This is a genomic window from Rheinheimera soli (assembly GCF_021290985.1).
Taxonomy (GTDB): Bacteria; Pseudomonadota; Gammaproteobacteria; order Enterobacterales; family Alteromonadaceae; genus Pararheinheimera; species Pararheinheimera soli.
Map to the genome: position 1 here is coordinate 1 of NZ_JAJOYU010000001.1, position 14,980 is coordinate 14,980.

The 14,980-nt window shown below is 45.6% G+C and carries 14 protein-coding genes; 5 read left to right on the plus strand and 9 right to left on the minus strand.

The window, feature by feature from the left end:
• Positions 1-34 precede the first annotated feature (34 nt).
• Positions 35-748, minus strand: a complete 714-nt coding sequence (locus tag LSG37_RS00005) for a hypothetical protein (protein WP_233077819.1) — start codon at positions 746-748, stop codon at positions 35-37.
• Between the two features lie 196 nt (positions 749-944).
• Here LSG37_RS00005 and wecC point away from each other — a divergent pair, with 196 nt between their 5' ends.
• Positions 945-2,177: a UDP-N-acetyl-D-mannosamine dehydrogenase gene (wecC, locus tag LSG37_RS00010; protein WP_233077820.1), complete on the plus strand. Its 1,233-nt coding sequence runs from the start codon at positions 945-947 to the stop codon at positions 2,175-2,177.
• Between the two features lie 87 nt (positions 2,178-2,264).
• On the opposite strand, the gene LSG37_RS00015 is transcribed toward wecC, so the two are convergent.
• The 7 genes from LSG37_RS00015 to LSG37_RS00045 form a co-directional block, all read right to left on the minus strand.
• A complete protein-coding gene (locus tag LSG37_RS00015; protein WP_233077821.1) occupies positions 2,265-3,119 on the minus strand; it encodes a hypothetical protein in 855 nt (284 codons plus the stop codon).
• Between the two features lie 61 nt (positions 3,120-3,180).
• Positions 3,181-4,446 carry a lipopolysaccharide biosynthesis protein gene (locus tag LSG37_RS00020; protein WP_233077822.1) on the minus strand — a complete coding sequence of 422 codons (1,266 nt, stop codon included), beginning with the start codon at positions 4,444-4,446 and terminating at the stop codon, positions 3,181-3,183.
• The gene (locus tag LSG37_RS00025; protein ID WP_233077823.1) at positions 4,433-5,725 is read right to left on the minus strand and encodes an O-antigen ligase family protein; all 1,293 of its coding nucleotides are present in this window, start codon (positions 5,723-5,725) and stop codon (positions 4,433-4,435) included. The genes LSG37_RS00020 and LSG37_RS00025 overlap by 14 nt, the downstream gene beginning before the upstream one ends.
• Complete coding sequence (locus LSG37_RS00030) at positions 5,725-6,435, minus strand: hypothetical protein (RefSeq protein ID WP_233077824.1); 711 nt, start codon at positions 6,433-6,435, stop codon at positions 5,725-5,727. Before LSG37_RS00030 ends, LSG37_RS00025 begins: the two co-directional genes overlap by 1 nt.
• The gene (locus tag LSG37_RS00035) at positions 6,432-7,337 is read right to left on the minus strand and encodes a glycosyltransferase (RefSeq protein ID WP_366515534.1); all 906 of its coding nucleotides are present in this window, start codon (positions 7,335-7,337) and stop codon (positions 6,432-6,434) included. Before LSG37_RS00035 ends, LSG37_RS00030 begins: the two co-directional genes overlap by 4 nt.
• A gap of 53 nt (positions 7,338-7,390) precedes the next feature.
• Positions 7,391-8,116 (minus strand): WecB/TagA/CpsF family glycosyltransferase, encoded by a 726-nt coding sequence (locus LSG37_RS00040; protein ID WP_233077825.1) that lies wholly within the window; start codon positions 8,114-8,116, stop codon positions 7,391-7,393.
• A 32-nt stretch (positions 8,117-8,148) separates the two neighbouring features.
• Positions 8,149-9,192: a glycosyltransferase family 4 protein gene (locus LSG37_RS00045; RefSeq protein ID WP_233077826.1), complete on the minus strand. Its 1,044-nt coding sequence runs from the start codon at positions 9,190-9,192 to the stop codon at positions 8,149-8,151.
• A 305-nt stretch (positions 9,193-9,497) separates the two neighbouring features.
• On the opposite strand from LSG37_RS00045, the gene wecA reads away from it, so the two are divergent.
• From wecA to LSG37_RS00065, 4 genes are read left to right on the plus strand one after another with little or no spacing between them, the layout of a single operon-like run.
• Entirely contained in the window at positions 9,498-10,565 is a 1,068-nt protein-coding gene (gene wecA / locus LSG37_RS00050) for a UDP-N-acetylglucosamine--undecaprenyl-phosphate N-acetylglucosaminephosphotransferase (protein ID WP_233077827.1), read from the plus strand.
• Positions 10,558-11,874: a flippase gene (locus LSG37_RS00055; RefSeq protein WP_233077828.1), complete on the plus strand. Its 1,317-nt coding sequence runs from the start codon at positions 10,558-10,560 to the stop codon at positions 11,872-11,874. The genes wecA and LSG37_RS00055 overlap by 8 nt, the downstream gene beginning before the upstream one ends.
• Positions 11,871-12,908: a nitroreductase family protein gene (locus LSG37_RS00060; protein WP_233077829.1), complete on the plus strand. Its 1,038-nt coding sequence runs from the start codon at positions 11,871-11,873 to the stop codon at positions 12,906-12,908. Before LSG37_RS00055 ends, LSG37_RS00060 begins: the two co-directional genes overlap by 4 nt.
• Positions 12,901-14,079 (plus strand): polysaccharide pyruvyl transferase family protein, encoded by a 1,179-nt coding sequence (locus tag LSG37_RS00065; RefSeq protein ID WP_233077830.1) that lies wholly within the window; start codon positions 12,901-12,903, stop codon positions 14,077-14,079. The genes LSG37_RS00060 and LSG37_RS00065 overlap by 8 nt, the downstream gene beginning before the upstream one ends.
• 70 nt (positions 14,080-14,149) lie before the next feature.
• Here the strand turns inward: LSG37_RS00065 and LSG37_RS00070 are convergent, their stop codons facing one another.
• Positions 14,150-14,965 carry an undecaprenyl-diphosphate phosphatase gene (locus LSG37_RS00070; RefSeq protein WP_233077831.1) on the minus strand — a complete coding sequence of 272 codons (816 nt, stop codon included), beginning with the start codon at positions 14,963-14,965 and terminating at the stop codon, positions 14,150-14,152.
• Positions 14,966-14,980: the final 15 nt, after the last annotated feature.

The following is a 14,980-nucleotide window of genomic DNA, read 5'->3' on the forward strand; positions in this document are numbered from 1 at the left end:
TTCTCTTTCTCGAAATCATGACCCGCAGACCTCATCAAGAACCCGGGGTATACCACTCAGTCCAGTCTTTAGTCAGCCAATACACCTGCAAACTTGCGGTTTCAGCAGCCAGCTTTGAAAACAAATCATAGTTCGACAGGTTCACCGTTAATAAACAGTTCCAGCCACAATTTACCGGCCTGAAGGTTGCACTGGATGCAGCATACACCTGTGCATTCAACTGATGCATTTGCGATAATTTCTTCACCCGAAGCGCATGGTAATCGCTGCTGATAAACAAATAATTTTTAGTTTTATCCAGCTTTTTATCTAAGGTTGCAAATTCATGATAAGTAGTCGCACCGCCATCAAAACACGAAATAGCAGCATACTCTGTTTTTTGTTTTAACAAGGCTTCATAAGGGGCGCAGTAAAGCGTGGTCATATAAACATGGACCGGGCGCTGCTGTGCATTAATCATTAAAGACAGCTGATTGATCCTGTTGATAGCACAATCCGGCAAACTATGTTCATTGCCACCACAGCCCAGCAGCACATAATCACCATCAAAGTTGACAGGTAATTCAGCTGTGCTGATCTGCGAGCCGTACCATTCCCGCACCTGATTTGCCAGCAGGGTATTACCGCTCAGATAAAACCAAATCAGCAATAACCACAGCCCTTTGCGGCGATAGTACAAGCAGGCGAAAAAAAATAACCAAAGAAATATATTCTGCGGATATAAAAAAGGTTCTAAAAAATCTTTCACTTTGATTCCTTCCACTGAACTGTATCAGCAACTGGTAGCCACGATACCACAGACCTAATCAGTCACCATTCAGCTAACACTGTTATTTTATTAAAAATTTTCTTCAACAGCAGCTATCTGTCATCTAAGCTTTCTGGCGTGCTGTGATAAGATGTCGGCAAATAAAAACCAATATTGCAGGTTAATGGAGTTCAGTATGTTTAAAACGGTATCGGTGATTGGTTTAGGCTATATAGGCTTGCCTACGGCAGCCATGTTGGCATCACGCAAGCTGCGGGTTATTGGTATAGATGTGAATCAACACGCTGTAGATACCATCAATCAGGGTAAAATTCATATTGTGGAACCTGAGCTGGACATGCTGGTACATGCCGCTGTAACAGGCGGTTACTTATCAGCCCAAACCAGTCCTGTGGCTGCAGATGCCTTTATGATTGCAGTACCTACGCCATTTTTTGATGATCTGTCACCGGATTTAACTTATGTTGAAGCGGCGGTGAAATCTATTGCGCCAGTGCTGGCCAAAGGCAACTTAGTGGTACTGGAATCGACCAGCCCTGTTGGTACCACTGAAAAAATTTGCCAGTGGATAAGTGAAGCCCGTCCGGATTTAACAGTACCAACTGACTCTTCTCAGCCTGACATTCACGTGGCTTATTGCCCGGAACGTGTATTACCTGGTCGTGTTGTGTATGAACTGATTGCCAATGACCGTATCGTTGGCGGTTTAACACCAGCCTGCTCTGAAAAAGCCAAAGCTCTGTATCAGACGTTTGTGACTGGTGAGTGTTTAATATCTGACGCCCGTACCGCCGAAATGTCGAAATTGACAGAAAACGCCTTCCGTGACGTCAATATAGCCTTTGCTAACGAGTTGTCGGTCATCTGTGACGAGCTGAAGATTAACGTTTGGGAACTGATTAAAATGGCGAACCGCCACCCTCGCGTAAACATTCTGACGCCAGGCGCAGGTGTAGGTGGGCACTGTATCGCTGTTGACCCTTGGTTTATCGTGCACTCAGCACCAGAGCAAGCGAAACTCATTCGCACAGCCCGTGAAGTCAACGACTTTAAACCTCAATGGGTACTGCAGAAAATTTTATCTACTGTAGCTAATCACGCTTTGCACAAGCCTTCTGTGGCCTGTTTTGGTTTAGCCTTTAAGCCAGATATCGACGATTTACGTGAAAGCCCGGCTTTGCACATCGTCAATGATTTAGCCGCAGCTTATCAGGGTAAAATCTATGCGGTAGAGCCGAACGTGGAACACACCAACAAGCTGGCTTCAAATGTCGAACTGGTGTCCGTAGCACAAGGTTTAAAAGCGGACATTATTGTGATCCTGGTAAACCACAAAGGTTTTGGCGATTTGGATTTCAGTAAAAATAGCCTGATTAACGTGGTAGGTCCGTTACGCTCAGCTCACTAAGTATCAGTCACTACTGATAAATTTGACAAAAGGCCGGTGAAATCACCGGCCTTTTTAGTTTGTTCTATTGGATGCAGAACCTCAGATTCAATGTTCAGTTGTTGCCGCTGATTTATGCAGATAGTCCTGATAGACCTTTTCTAATCGCTCTGTATTGCTTGCGTCTACCCAGCTGAACATCGCCGTTTTGTATTCTGGTGTTAGCCACAACGCCATCAGCGCTTGGTTTATTTCAGCAATCAATTGCTGCCCAGCCGGACTTTTGTTGCAGGTAATATAAGACACCACATAAGGCGACGCATCCACCACTGCCCGGCTTTGGATCTGCAATTTTTGTGGGTAGTGCTTCAGATAAAAGGCCATCCTCTCCGGATATTCCACCACGTAGTCAACTCGCTTTGATAACAGCAGCGCTGCAGCATTCACTTCACTGGTAAACTCATGAGGAATAAAATTAGCGTACTGCGTAGCATCCATCACAGAGGCAGGATAAAAACGGTTAGGCTGATAAGCTCCAAGTAAGGTCTTATCTTGCGCCAGTTGGCGTATGTCTATACTGCCATCAGCTTGCATAGCAGTATGCTGCTGCAGTGCTGCTGAAGTCCGAAAATGCACAGCTAAACCAGGTAGTACAGTCACTGCTTTAGAGTACCAACGGGTTTTTGCTCTTTTTTCAGTGAAAATGGAACCAAAAGTGCACACACTGTAGTTATTTTGCAAAAAAGCCTGTTCCAGTCTGGGTAAATTTACAACTTTGATCTGGTGTGTCAGATGAGGCAGCTGTGCGACCAACAGTTTGTGCAGTACATCAAAGGTGCCCTGTTCCTGATAAACTCCAGTGGTGATTTGATGAGGCGGCCAGTCTGTTTTAAGCCAGGTTACCTGCGCTGCGATTAGGCTTTGGCAGCAGAACAAAGCCGCAATGATCACAACTTTATACACAGCAACCCCGGCTCTATTTACACTGAACTGAATTTAACCATAGCACAACGGAAGCCATTGCCTAACCTGCCGTGCTTTTTGTCTGACGCTTTTGCTGCACTCTGATTTGCCACAAGCAAGCAAGTACCAGCATCGAAGTGATTAACAGGTTTCCAGCTAAAAACAACCAGGCCGTTAATTCCACTGTCAGTTGATAGTTAAACCAGCAATAAGCCAGCGCTGTAAACATCACAGCAAAAGTGACCAACATGGCTTTGTACTGATTGGCACCTAATGAGGTCAGCAGCACTTCAAAGTAAGTTTTCAGTAAGGTGATCCACAAAGTCGCTAATACCAGATGTAGCATCAGCAGATGCTCTGGATCCAATGCCTCATTAAAGGAGATCTGATACAGCCAGTCGCCGATAGGCCACATCACTAAATAAGGCAAAGACAACAGGGGTAAAGTGAACAGAAACACCTTACGAAAAAACTTCAGCTTAGCGCCCAGCTCCGTCAGACGGCTTAAACGACTTAAAAATACCTGCGAAAATATCACCGGCAATAAGGTAATAGGCATAAATAAAATAAAGAGTTTTCTGAATTGCCCCAGCGCTACCAAAGTACTGAACAAGGCCAGAAAAATAAAAGGAATATTGGTCATAATGATGGCGAATACATCATGCAATGCAAAATGCAGCCGATGCCGTATATCCTGCCAGCCAAAGTAAGTGCTGAAATTGCGCAGATAAGGGCCAACACCAGCTTTCAGTTCAGGCCAGAGCACATTCAACCCCATAGCCACAGGCAACAAACTCGCGACCAACACAGCTTCGAGCATCGAATCCAGTTCTGTAATCACTCCACCGAATAACAACCCCACCACCACCAGCAGACTTAAAGCGCCGACAAACTGTGATTTTACTTCGACAAAAAACTGCTGCCGGCCTTTGAGATAACAAAATATGGCCTGACTGACAGCCCAAACCAGGCCTATCAGTAAACTCAGCAGGTACAGGTAATAAGGCACGCTGTCGTTGATCCAATAATCGATAGCCACAACACCGAAACACAACAACAAAAACACCAGAAAGCTCAGCACCAGACTGTTGAATAACAAACTGATTTGTTGCTGTTTGGCGGAATAGTGGATCAGGTAAAAACTGACACCAAAAGCTATGGTTGGGAAAAACAGGTTCGCCAGCATATAGACATAACTAAAGACACCAAAATCGGTCGCCAGCAGTTGTCGCGCAACCACCAGATTCAGTAACCAACGCGAGCCGAAGTTCAGACCATGAGCCAGACTGTTATTCAGCAGCTTTTGCGCAAAATCACTGCGTAACATGGACAAACTCCGCCTTTTTTGCTGTTGTATCAGCTGAGCAATGGATCAAAGCCGCTGCATTTATAAAACCCCAGACAGGCCACAACATACCAGAGCTGATGACATGACCTGCAATACAGGCCACCAAAAGCAATAACAGATTTAACAACACTAAAGTTGCAGCTAAATCGCTGGAAAAAAGCCGGATTAACTTTAAATTCTGAGCAATAAAGCCTGTAAAAATCCACAAAAAAAACATCAAACCAGCGACACCATAAAAGATAAATAAATCAAAAGGATCCGACTCAGCCCAGTACTTCCACAGATGTTCTGAGACACCAATAAGCCCAACCCCAAAAAACCTGTGGCCTTCGCTGTAATAAAAACTCACCACCTGCCAGATCTCTGCAGCATATTTGTCGCGGTTAGATAACAAGACACCCAATAAACCTTGCTGCTGATAAATATGCTGTAATTTCTCGGCCAGCCCCAGATGACTTAACAGTAAAGGCGCTTGCCAAATCAATAGGATAGCCGTAACTATCAACAGCACTAACATCAGTGCCAAACGCGACCAGTTCAGACGGATAAGCTGCGGCATCAGCGGGATCAATAACACCAAAATAATGGTTCCAAGCAAACCCGTTTTGGTCAGCATTAAACTGGCGCACCACACTGAGCTGACAGCTACCGCCAAAAAAATTAGCTTTTGCTGACGCCAGTAGTACTGCAATAACCAGGCGGATAACACCAATAGCACCACAGACAACTCATTCGCCGCATTAAAAAAACCTTTGCTGCCCAAATCGACCTGAGTCAGATGTTGTTGCGGCAAATAAGAGGTGTAGCCATAACCCAGGGCACCAAGAACAAAATTAACTAATACAATTAGATAATTAACTACAAAAACCTGATGCATGGATTTCAGCGCAAAGGCTTTATCCAGCTGAGCCAGACTGAGCAAATAATAAAAAGCGATAAAAGGGGAAATCAGTTTGAGCATCAAGCCCATATCTGCAGCTAAAGAACCACCCAATTGTAGCCAGCTGTAAAAAGGCCCTGGCACCAGCAGCACAAACAGGGCTGGAAACAACAAAAAGGCCTTTGCAGTCCGCAGGCTCAAGCAGGTGAGCATAAGATTTAGGATCAGCAGCTTGTAGAGCGCAGAAAAACCAAAGCTGCGGCCAAACTGATTCAGTAAAAAGCCATTAAAAGCATCGACTAATAAATAGCAGCTGCACAATAACAGGATCAGTTTATCCAGCGGCAACACCTGCTGGAAATACGCAGATAACCGCATTAAAGCCGCCATAACATCAACAAAATAAAAGCGCAGCTAAAGCCAAAAAATGCACCAAACAATAACATCAGCCACAAAGCCGGACGCTCACTTTGTTCTGGTGCTTTTGCGCTCTCTAACAGGTGCAAAGCAAAAGGTTGAGCTTTTTTCGCGTAGTCCAACTCGTATTGTGTGCGGTTTTGCTGTTGCTTTACCAGATCGGTGACCGGCACTTGTTGTAAGGTCGCTAACTCTTGTTGTTTTTGCTGAATAAACTGCTGGCGCCAACGCTGATCCCAGAGTCCGAGTACCAACGCCAGTTCAGTTTCTGCATTGGTTGCTGAATTGCTTTTCCACTTCAAGGTCACCAGATTACCGCGCCTTTTGTGTTCCACACTTAACTGCTGCGCATTCACTGAACGGGCCAGCGACTGAAAAAAGTCAGGGGCTTTTAACCACAACAAAGCTCTGGACATGGCATCCGCTGAAGCGCCCCCCACATTGGCCGGATTTTTGTCGTTTGGATCATCACGTCGCGTTAAACGTTCGGTTTGCCAGTCGGTTAAGGTGACAACAGCAGTTGCCTGATAAGACACAGCTGTGCTGAGTTGCACTATATACAATGCCGCCGCACCTAAAACCGCTGCAGCCAGTAACAGCAACCAAAACCGTCGGAGCAATACAGCGCTCAGGCTGACAAAATTGGCGTGAGCTAATAAATTCTGACTCATTTTCTCGAAAACAACCCTTTGATGCCTTTGCTCAACAACTGCTGACGGAATTTAATCGCCCATTGTAATTTTTGTTTCAGGTAATAACGGATCTTCGTTGACCACAAGCCATAACGGCAGAAAAACAGCAAACGACCAAAAGACAGCTGTTGCTGCTCCATCACCAAACGATAAAATTGCTGGTTTTGTTTATTCCGCTCATTCATCAAGGGCAGATGTTTTTCAACAAAATAACTTTGTGCGGCCAGGCGTTTGGGTGAGGTGGTAATACGGCCCAGTTCATGCCCGACATGCACCACATAAGTGGCTTCGGCCAAACGCAGGGCTTTGCCGTATGCAGCGACTAAGCGGATCCACATATCGTAATCCTGAAAAGCGGCCAGTCCAATATCAAAACCACCTTGCGCCAGCATGCGGCTGCGTTTTACCAGCACCTGATTGGATAAACAATGCACATCCAAAAGTTCGTTTAGACCGACAATGGCAGACTCAGGATAAAGTTGCTTGCGGATAGTGCCGTAATCCCAAAAGTAACTGGAACAGACAAAAGCATACTGATCGTCGTAGGCCTGATACAAAGACGTCAGACGATGAGGTAAAAACTCGTCATCATCATCCAGGCCAGTGACAAACTCACCTTTGGCTTCAGCTATCGCCAGATTACGAGCCGCACAAGCGCCCTGCCCTTTGTCCTGACGAAACAGACGCACCCTGGGCTCATCAGCATAAACACGATTTAAAGTCTCCCAGGTACTGTCTGTGGAAGCATCATCCACCACCAGTAATTCCAGATTGGGGTAATCCTGCACCAGTACTGAAGCAATGGCACGTTGCACCATATCTACCCTGTTAAACGTGGGCATATAGACGCTGATCAAAGGTAAAGCGGACTGTTGCTGCACTATGCTTCTCTCTGTGATTCTTTTTATGATTCTTTTTGTTTTAATCGTTGTTATCAGAGTTTATTGGTTAAATATAACCAGGCATAAGTCACCAGATTTGACTGACGACCAATACGGGACGGCTGAGATAACAGCCGGTAGGCCCACTCTAAATGTAACTTGCACCATAAAGCCGGCGCTCGCTGCACATGGCCTGTAAACACATCATAAGTACCACCAACACCCATATAATAGGCATCAGGCAGTTGCTGTTGGCATTTACCAATAAAAATTTCTTGCTTGGGTGACCCCATAGCTACAGTAACAATACGGGCACCACTTTGCGCTATACGGCGGATCAGTTCATTTTCATCTTTAAAATAACCGTCTTGCGAGTCCACCACATTGACGCCCATGGCTGTCAGTTTGTCCACAGTTTCAGCCATCACTTGTGGCTTGGCACCCACCAGAAACACCGGCGTTTTAGTCACAGAGGCTTTGGCCATTAACGCCTGCCACAATTCACAACCGGGAATACGTTCGACTTTACGGCCTAATTTACGCCGCATCACTTTGACTACACCCATACCATCGGCATAACGGATATCAGCCTTATTCAGAATGCCCATCAATTCAGGATTTTTACTGGCAGCGATCACCTTCTCCGGGTTCATTGCAATAGCAGAACCGGCAAAGACTGTACCATCGTCCTGAATAACGTAATTGACCAGCTCAGCCATATCGCTGAATGCCATCACCCCTATGCCACCCACTGGGACTACTTCAGGTTGAATTGCCATGCTTGTATTTACCTTCACTATAGTTATTTGTTTTATAACCCCAGGTCGCTGTAGAGCTGGTGTATTTTTGCCGCCACATCATTAACCAGACAGTCTTTTGCATGCTGATGAGCTGACTGCTGCAATGCGGTATAGTCTGAATCTGACAAACTTAATAGCTGCTGAATTTTTTTCAGCAAGTTCTGTTGTAAAACTTGCTCATCTGTCTGATCTAACACCCAAAATGAGTCAGCACCCAACTGCTCTGCCGACCCATCAGTGAGGGTGGCAATCACCGGGGTATAACAGACCATGGCTTCCGTCATCACCAGGCCAAAAGATTCATTACGCGATAAGCTTAGAAAACATTTGCTGCGCTGGTATAAAGCTTTTAGTTGTTCTGCACTTTGGCCAGCTGCCAGCTGCAAATTGGGGTAGTCTTTTTTTAACTGCTCAAATTGCGCCTGATAAACCCCTGTGCCTACCACATAAATGGTTTTATCTGCCAGTTGCGGTAACAGGGCAATCAGCCTATCCATGCCTTTGTTTTTATCCAAAGCTCCGACATACAGCAGATCAATGTCTTTTTCTGCTCTGCTGAGTTGTTGTGCATCCGCATAAACTTGTGCAATGCCGGCAGATAATATGGCGGCTTTAGGTGCTGCGGTATAGCTTTTCGCCTGCAGTTTTTCACTGGTAAAAATCCACTGGTCAACAAAACCACAGCACCAGCGGTATAAAAAACCAAAAGGCTGATAATGGTAAATATCACTGCCATGACAAGTGACAACTATTTTTACCGAAGGTTTGCGCAGGTATTTATAAGCCAGAGCCAGCCAGATGGTTGGGTAAAAAAAATGCACATGAATAACATCGAAGCTTTTAAAACTCAGAATATAAGACCAGAAAAACTGTAAAAACAGCACCGGGTATTTCAACAGCCTGTTCAGCAAGCTGTCGTTATGCCAGCTCATATAAAAATAAGCCAAAGTCCGACGCTGCTGTAATGCCAGCACCTGATTTTTTACAAACTGGCCCTGAAAAGGTGCAGAGGGTTTAGGCCCCATATTGGTGATAATCAATACTGCTTTGGTCACAGCCGGTATCCTGCGTCAACAGCCCAACTCCTGATGGATGAAAACCATAAAGATCGGAGCTCTTCTAAAGAAATAGGGTTCGCCAACGTCTTGATTAACAGCGTAAAAATCTATCAGGACGTTATAGGGTCACAGCAAGTGTGACAGAAATAACAATTAGAGCATTATTTTCTGACAAAGTCGTTATTCCTTTCAATTTTATCTCCCACACGCCGTAGTCAGCCCTCTGTTCTTCACCTATAATCAGGCCAATTTAGTTTAAGTCAGTTCGCATTATTTCAGGCCAAAAAGCCGACGGAAACCACATGACAGAACATCTGCAACTGTTTATTACCACCTTTGTTCTTACCTTAGCCGCCATTTTTATTCTGATCCCTTTGTCTGTCAAAGTGGGGCTGGTGGACAAACCCGCGGGCCGCAAGCAGCACACAGGTTCTGTGCCACTGATAGGTGGCATCTCTATATTTACCGGCGTTGGACTGACTTTAGCCTGGTTTGGTTTGCCAGAAGATGTTCATTATTACTACCTGCTTTGTGGCGGCACTATTGTCATTTTGGGGGTGTTTGATGATTTTATGGACCTGAGCGTCAAATTACGGCTTTGTGTCCAGTTGCTGATTGGCTCAGCTATGGTGTATGGCCTGCAACTGCATTTGGGTAATTTAGGCAATTTGTTTTCGCTGGGTGATGTCACTTTAGGTTACCTGGGGATCCCCATCACACTGATTGCCGTTATTGCTGCCATTAATGCCTTTAATATGATTGATGGCATCGACGGTCTGGCCGGCATGCTCAGTGGTGTTACTTTTGTTTCCGTCACCTTAATGATGGGGATGGGTGGCCAGCTGGAGCATGCAGTGTTACCTATGGTGCTGGTATTTGCGCTTATTCCTTATTTGCTGTTTAACCTGGATGTGGTTGGCAAAGGCAAAGGTAAAATTTTTATGGGTGATGCCGGCAGTATGCTGATTGGTTTAACCGTGATTTGGTTACTGATCATCGGCACCCAAAGTGATACAGCCAGCTTTCGCCCTGTCACTGCCCTTTGGGTCATTGCGGTACCGCTGATGGATATGGTGGCTATTATGCTGCGCCGTATTCGTAAAGGTCAGTCGCCCTTTTTAGCCGACCGTGAACATTTGCATCATATCTTCCTGCGCCTTGGCTTAAATTCCCGTCAGGCGTTGGTGGTGATCAGTAGCTTCTCCTGTATGCTGGCCACTTTGGGCATCATTGGCGAGTACCTGATGGTGCCTGATTTAATTATGTTGCTGTTGTTCCTGATAGTATTCAGTGTTTATTCATACACTTTGCAGCATATTTGGCGCATTACCCGTGCTATTAAACGTTACAAAGCGAAACGACGTGGTTAAGTTTTTAGTTAAAGTTGCCAAAGCCAAAGCCGTTGCTTTATTGGGTGAACGTTTAGTCAAGCTGGCTGCAGGTGCGTTAATCACTATTATTGTGGCGCGCATGCTGGGACCAGAAGCCACAGGTTATTACGCTATCGTCATGACCTGGAGCGCATTTTTAGCGCCTTTAGCCAATTTAGGATTAAACAATCTGGTGCAAAAGTCGGTGCAGTCTGCCACTGACCCACGCACAGGCCAGCAGATCTTATTTACTGCCACCTGGCTTCGATTAATAGCAGGATTTGTATTTGCTGCTTTGATGTTTGTTGGTTTTAGCTGGTATCTGCCAACAGAATTTGAACCTTATCAGTTGGGCGCTGCGGTGCTTTTTGTCGGTCAGCTGTTTAATGCTTTTATTTTATTTGAATACCACCAGAATTATTTAGGCCATTTCCGCACCCTCGCCTATAGCAAACTGGCGTTGGGGATTTTGGGTCTGGTCGCCAAGTTGGCAGTGCTTTGGTATGGCTTAGGCATTGGCGCTTTGTTCTGGATCGTAGGTCTGGAGTTTGCCGCTGTCGGCGTATTGCAGTATCAGATTTATAAAGGCCACAACAAAGACTCCGGCCGTTTAACACCGGCCTGGTTTAACTGGCAACATGGCAAGGAGTTATTGCGCCGCTCCAGCTGGTTATGGGTCTCAGGTATTTTATCTGTAGTCTATCTGCGTATCGATCTGATTATGATTGAACGCCTGATTGATATTGAAGCCGCTGGTGTTTACGCAGCTGTTAGCCGCATTTCAGAGCTGTGGTATGTCATACCAGCGACATTAGCAGTGCGTTATTATCCTGAGCTTCTGAAAAGCCATCAGGTCAGCTGGTCAGGTTATTTATTATTGCTACGTAAATACACTGGTTACTTTTTTGCAATGGCGCTGATGATAGCTGTGGTTGTATTTATTGTGGCACCACCTTTGGTACCACTGATCTTTGGTGAAAAATTTCAGGCAGGTATTTCAGTACTGCAAATTCATATCTGGGCCGGTGTGTTTATTTTTATCCGTTACCTGATAGGACAACATTTAATTATTACCGGCCAGGAGCCTTTATCTCTGGCCAGTCATGGCGTAGGTGCAGTGTTAAACGTGCTGCTGAACTGGTGGCTTATTCCCATTATGGGCATTGATGGTGCAGCCTGGGCAACGCTGATTTCTTATGCCTACGCTTCATTTTTCTTTTTATTTTTTTCCGGCAGAACCCGTCGTCAGTTATGGCAACTGATCAAGGTAAACAAGTCCGGTGTGGTGGTAGAGAAAGAGACGGTATGAAAAAACAACTCCAACAAATCAGGCAAAAGCTCGATAAGGTCTTGTTACCTTACGCAGCAAAAAGCCGTCTGGCAGCAACGCTGTATTACGCATTTTTTAACCCACATTTTCGCCGTGAGCAACATGCCACAGCAGCGGGTCGGCATCATTATCATCTGCATGAAGAGAGCAGCAGCATAGCGACAGTTATTTTACGCCGCAATATCCACCGGCTGGAAAAAGGTTTAAGTATGGTGCCGCGCAAGTCTTTGTTTGCGCTGGACTATATTGACGAAACTCTGACTGCATTACAAAACCTGCTGGCCGATCATCAGGCCTTAGATTTAGTGCTGCTAAAATACTGTCACGATGTGATGGACAGCTACTTTTCAGTGACAAAATGGCCAGAAGGTGCCAGTCAACCTGTGACTTTTGCCGCCTTAAAAGCTCAGATCACGCCACGGTTAGAGCAAAGCCGTCCTTCAGCACCAGCCCCTTACGAGCAAAGACCCAGAGCTGACATCAGTTACGAGCAGTTTTTAATTTTGTGCCAGCAGCGCTGTTCAGTTCGTACCTTTTTACCTCAGAGCGTGCCTAAAGCCGTTCTGGAGCAAGCTGTTGCTGCTGCAGCTCAGGCACCCAGTGCCTGTAACCGTCAGCCGTTTCGTTATATCGCAGCGACAGAAGGCGAGATGCTGAATAAGTTAGCAAACTTGCCTATGGGCACTGTGGGTTATGCCAATGGCATTCCTGCCTTGCTTGCTGTGGTTGGTGATTTAAGTGCTTATCCTTTTGAGCGCGACCGCCACGTGATTTATATCGACGCCAGCTTATCCAATATGCAATTGATGCTGGCATTAGAGACTATGGGCCTGGCCTCGTGCTCCATCAACTGGCCTGATATAGAAAACTATGAAGCCAAAATTGGCCGCTTACTGAAATTACAACCTTTCGAACGAGTCGTGATGCTGATTGCTGTGGGTTACCCTGATCCGCAGGCGTTGATCCCTCACTCCGAGAAGAAAACCGCTACGGAGTTATTAACTTATGTCTGAATCAAAAGCCTTATTAGTCGAAATCAAAGGCGTGCAGTTCCGCAACAAAGGCGCTTACCTGATGTTGCTGGCCTGTTTACAGGGTTTAAAAACCTTAAACAACACAGAGTTGGTGTTATCGCCTGGTCCTAACCTGCCCTATCGCGAACGTGCCTTGTTAGGTGCATGGCAAAAGGTGTCATTCCGCCGTAAAGGTCTGGATTTAACCCCATGGTTTGGCAAATTACCTGGCTCTTTACGTAATCTGATGAAACGTTATGGCATGGTGACTGAACGTGATGTCGACGTGATTTTAGAAGCCAGCGGTTTTGCCTATGGCGACCAGTGGCCTTTGAAGTTTCTGCAAAATACCGCCCGTGAAGTAAAACGCTTTAAAGATGCAGGTAAACCTTTTGTCTTTATGCCTCAAGCCTTTGGCCCTTTTAGCAGTGACGAAAGCAAAGCAGCGATGCGTGACATTATTCACAGCGCAGCACTGATTTATGTGCGCGACCCGGTGTCCTTCAGCCATCTGCAAAGCTGTGAAGCCAATCTGCCGGATTCGGTTAAATTAACCCCTGACTTTACAGTAGGTTTAAAAGGCCACAGCACCACTGCTTTGCCTGAAATTGAAGGCAAATTTGCGGCTTTAATTCCTAACAGCAAAGTGGTGTCTAAGTTTAACCACGCCAATGCTGAAGCCGAACGCACTAACTATGTGGAAGCTTTTGCTGCTGCAGCCAATCAGCTGGTGGAATTAGGTTACGCTGTGGTACTGGTCAATCACGAAGGCAAAGAAGATCAACTGCTGTGTCAGGAAATTGCCCGTTTAGCCCCTTGTGAAATTATTCAGATTGAAGACCCATTGGCCGTCAAAGCTTTTATCGGCCAAAGCTCTGTCGCTATCAGCTCACGTTTCCATGGTGCTATTAATGCGCTGAGTCAGGGTGTGCCTTGTATCGCCACCAGTTGGAGCCACAAATACCACGCCATGATGTCTGATTTTGGCATGGCGGATTACTGCCTGGAAAAACTCTCAGCGGTCAGCCTGACACAAAAAGTCAGTCAGCTATTGGCTGAACAGGAAGAAATCGCGCCTCGTCTGGCCGATAACGCCGCCAAACTGAAGCAGAAAAACCAAACCATGTGGCAAGGTTTATATAAAACTCTGGATAAATACTTAGGCCGTTAAGTTCATCGGACTGAATGGGCAGGTAGCAAAAAGGGCACTTAAAGTGCCCTTTTTGCTACCTGCAAGAAAATCAGCTCCAGCTTACCCAACCAAAATACCAGGTCGCCAGAATCACCAAACCAAAGGCGATACGGTACCAGGCAAAAATCTCATAGCTGTGGTTCGAAACAAAACGCACAAAGGTACGTACTGCCAATAAAGCACTGAAAAATGCCGTGACAAAACCAACGATAAACATAGGCATCTGGTCAAACTGCAATACATCGCGGTGTTTAAACAAGTCATAGAAGGTCGCAGCAAACATAGTAGGCACAGCTAAAAAGAACGAAAACTCTGCCGCTACTTTACGATCAAAACCAAAAAACAAACCGCCAATAATGGTTGAACCTGAGCGTGAGGTGCCGGGGATCATCGAGATGATCTGCGCACAACCTACTTTTAACGCGTCTTTCCAGCTGATGTCATCCACATCATGAATCTTCACCTGATGAGTACGGCGCTCCGCATACAAAATTACTAGACCACCCAGTACCAGCATAGTCGCTACGGTAATAGGGTTAAACAGATACAACTTAATGTATTTAATAAACAACAAGCCAATGATGGCGGCAGGAAGGAAAGCGACAAATAAATTCAGTACAAAATTCTGCGCTTTTTTATCGTGAGTAATGCCTGTGGCAACCTGGATAAAACGCTGACGGTATTCAAATACTACAGCCAGAATAGCACCTAGCTGAATGGCAATTTCAAAGACTTTACCTTCGTTATAAAACCCGATCAAATCGCCCACTACAATCAAATGGCCAGTGCTGGATACGGGCAAAAACTCTGTTAAACCCTCAACTATACCCAGAATAAAAGCTTTAAATAACAACCAAAAATCCATCACTACTCCATTATT

Excerpts from the sequence above, each read along its gene's own strand:
- wecC (WP_233077820.1), top strand. The coding sequence starts at position 945 with ATGTTTAAAACGGTATCGGTGATTGGTTTAGGCTATATAGGCTTGCCT.
- LSG37_RS00020 (WP_233077822.1), bottom strand. The coding sequence starts at position 4,446 with ATGTTACGCAGTGATTTTGCGCAAAAGCTGCTGAATAACAGTCTGGCT.
- LSG37_RS00025 (WP_233077823.1), bottom strand. The coding sequence starts at position 5,725 with ATGCGGTTATCTGCGTATTTCCAGCAGGTGTTGCCGCTGGATAAACTG.
- LSG37_RS00030 (WP_233077824.1), bottom strand. The coding sequence starts at position 6,435 with ATGAGTCAGAATTTATTAGCTCACGCCAATTTTGTCAGCCTGAGCGCT.
- LSG37_RS00040 (WP_233077825.1), bottom strand. The coding sequence starts at position 8,116 with ATGGCAATTCAACCTGAAGTAGTCCCAGTGGGTGGCATAGGGGTGATG.
- wecA (WP_233077827.1), top strand. The coding sequence starts at position 9,498 with ATGACAGAACATCTGCAACTGTTTATTACCACCTTTGTTCTTACCTTA.
- LSG37_RS00060 (WP_233077829.1), top strand. The coding sequence starts at position 11,871 with ATGAAAAAACAACTCCAACAAATCAGGCAAAAGCTCGATAAGGTCTTG.
- LSG37_RS00065 (WP_233077830.1), top strand. The coding sequence starts at position 12,901 with ATGTCTGAATCAAAAGCCTTATTAGTCGAAATCAAAGGCGTGCAGTTC.
- LSG37_RS00070 (WP_233077831.1), bottom strand. The coding sequence starts at position 14,965 with ATGGATTTTTGGTTGTTATTTAAAGCTTTTATTCTGGGTATAGTTGAG.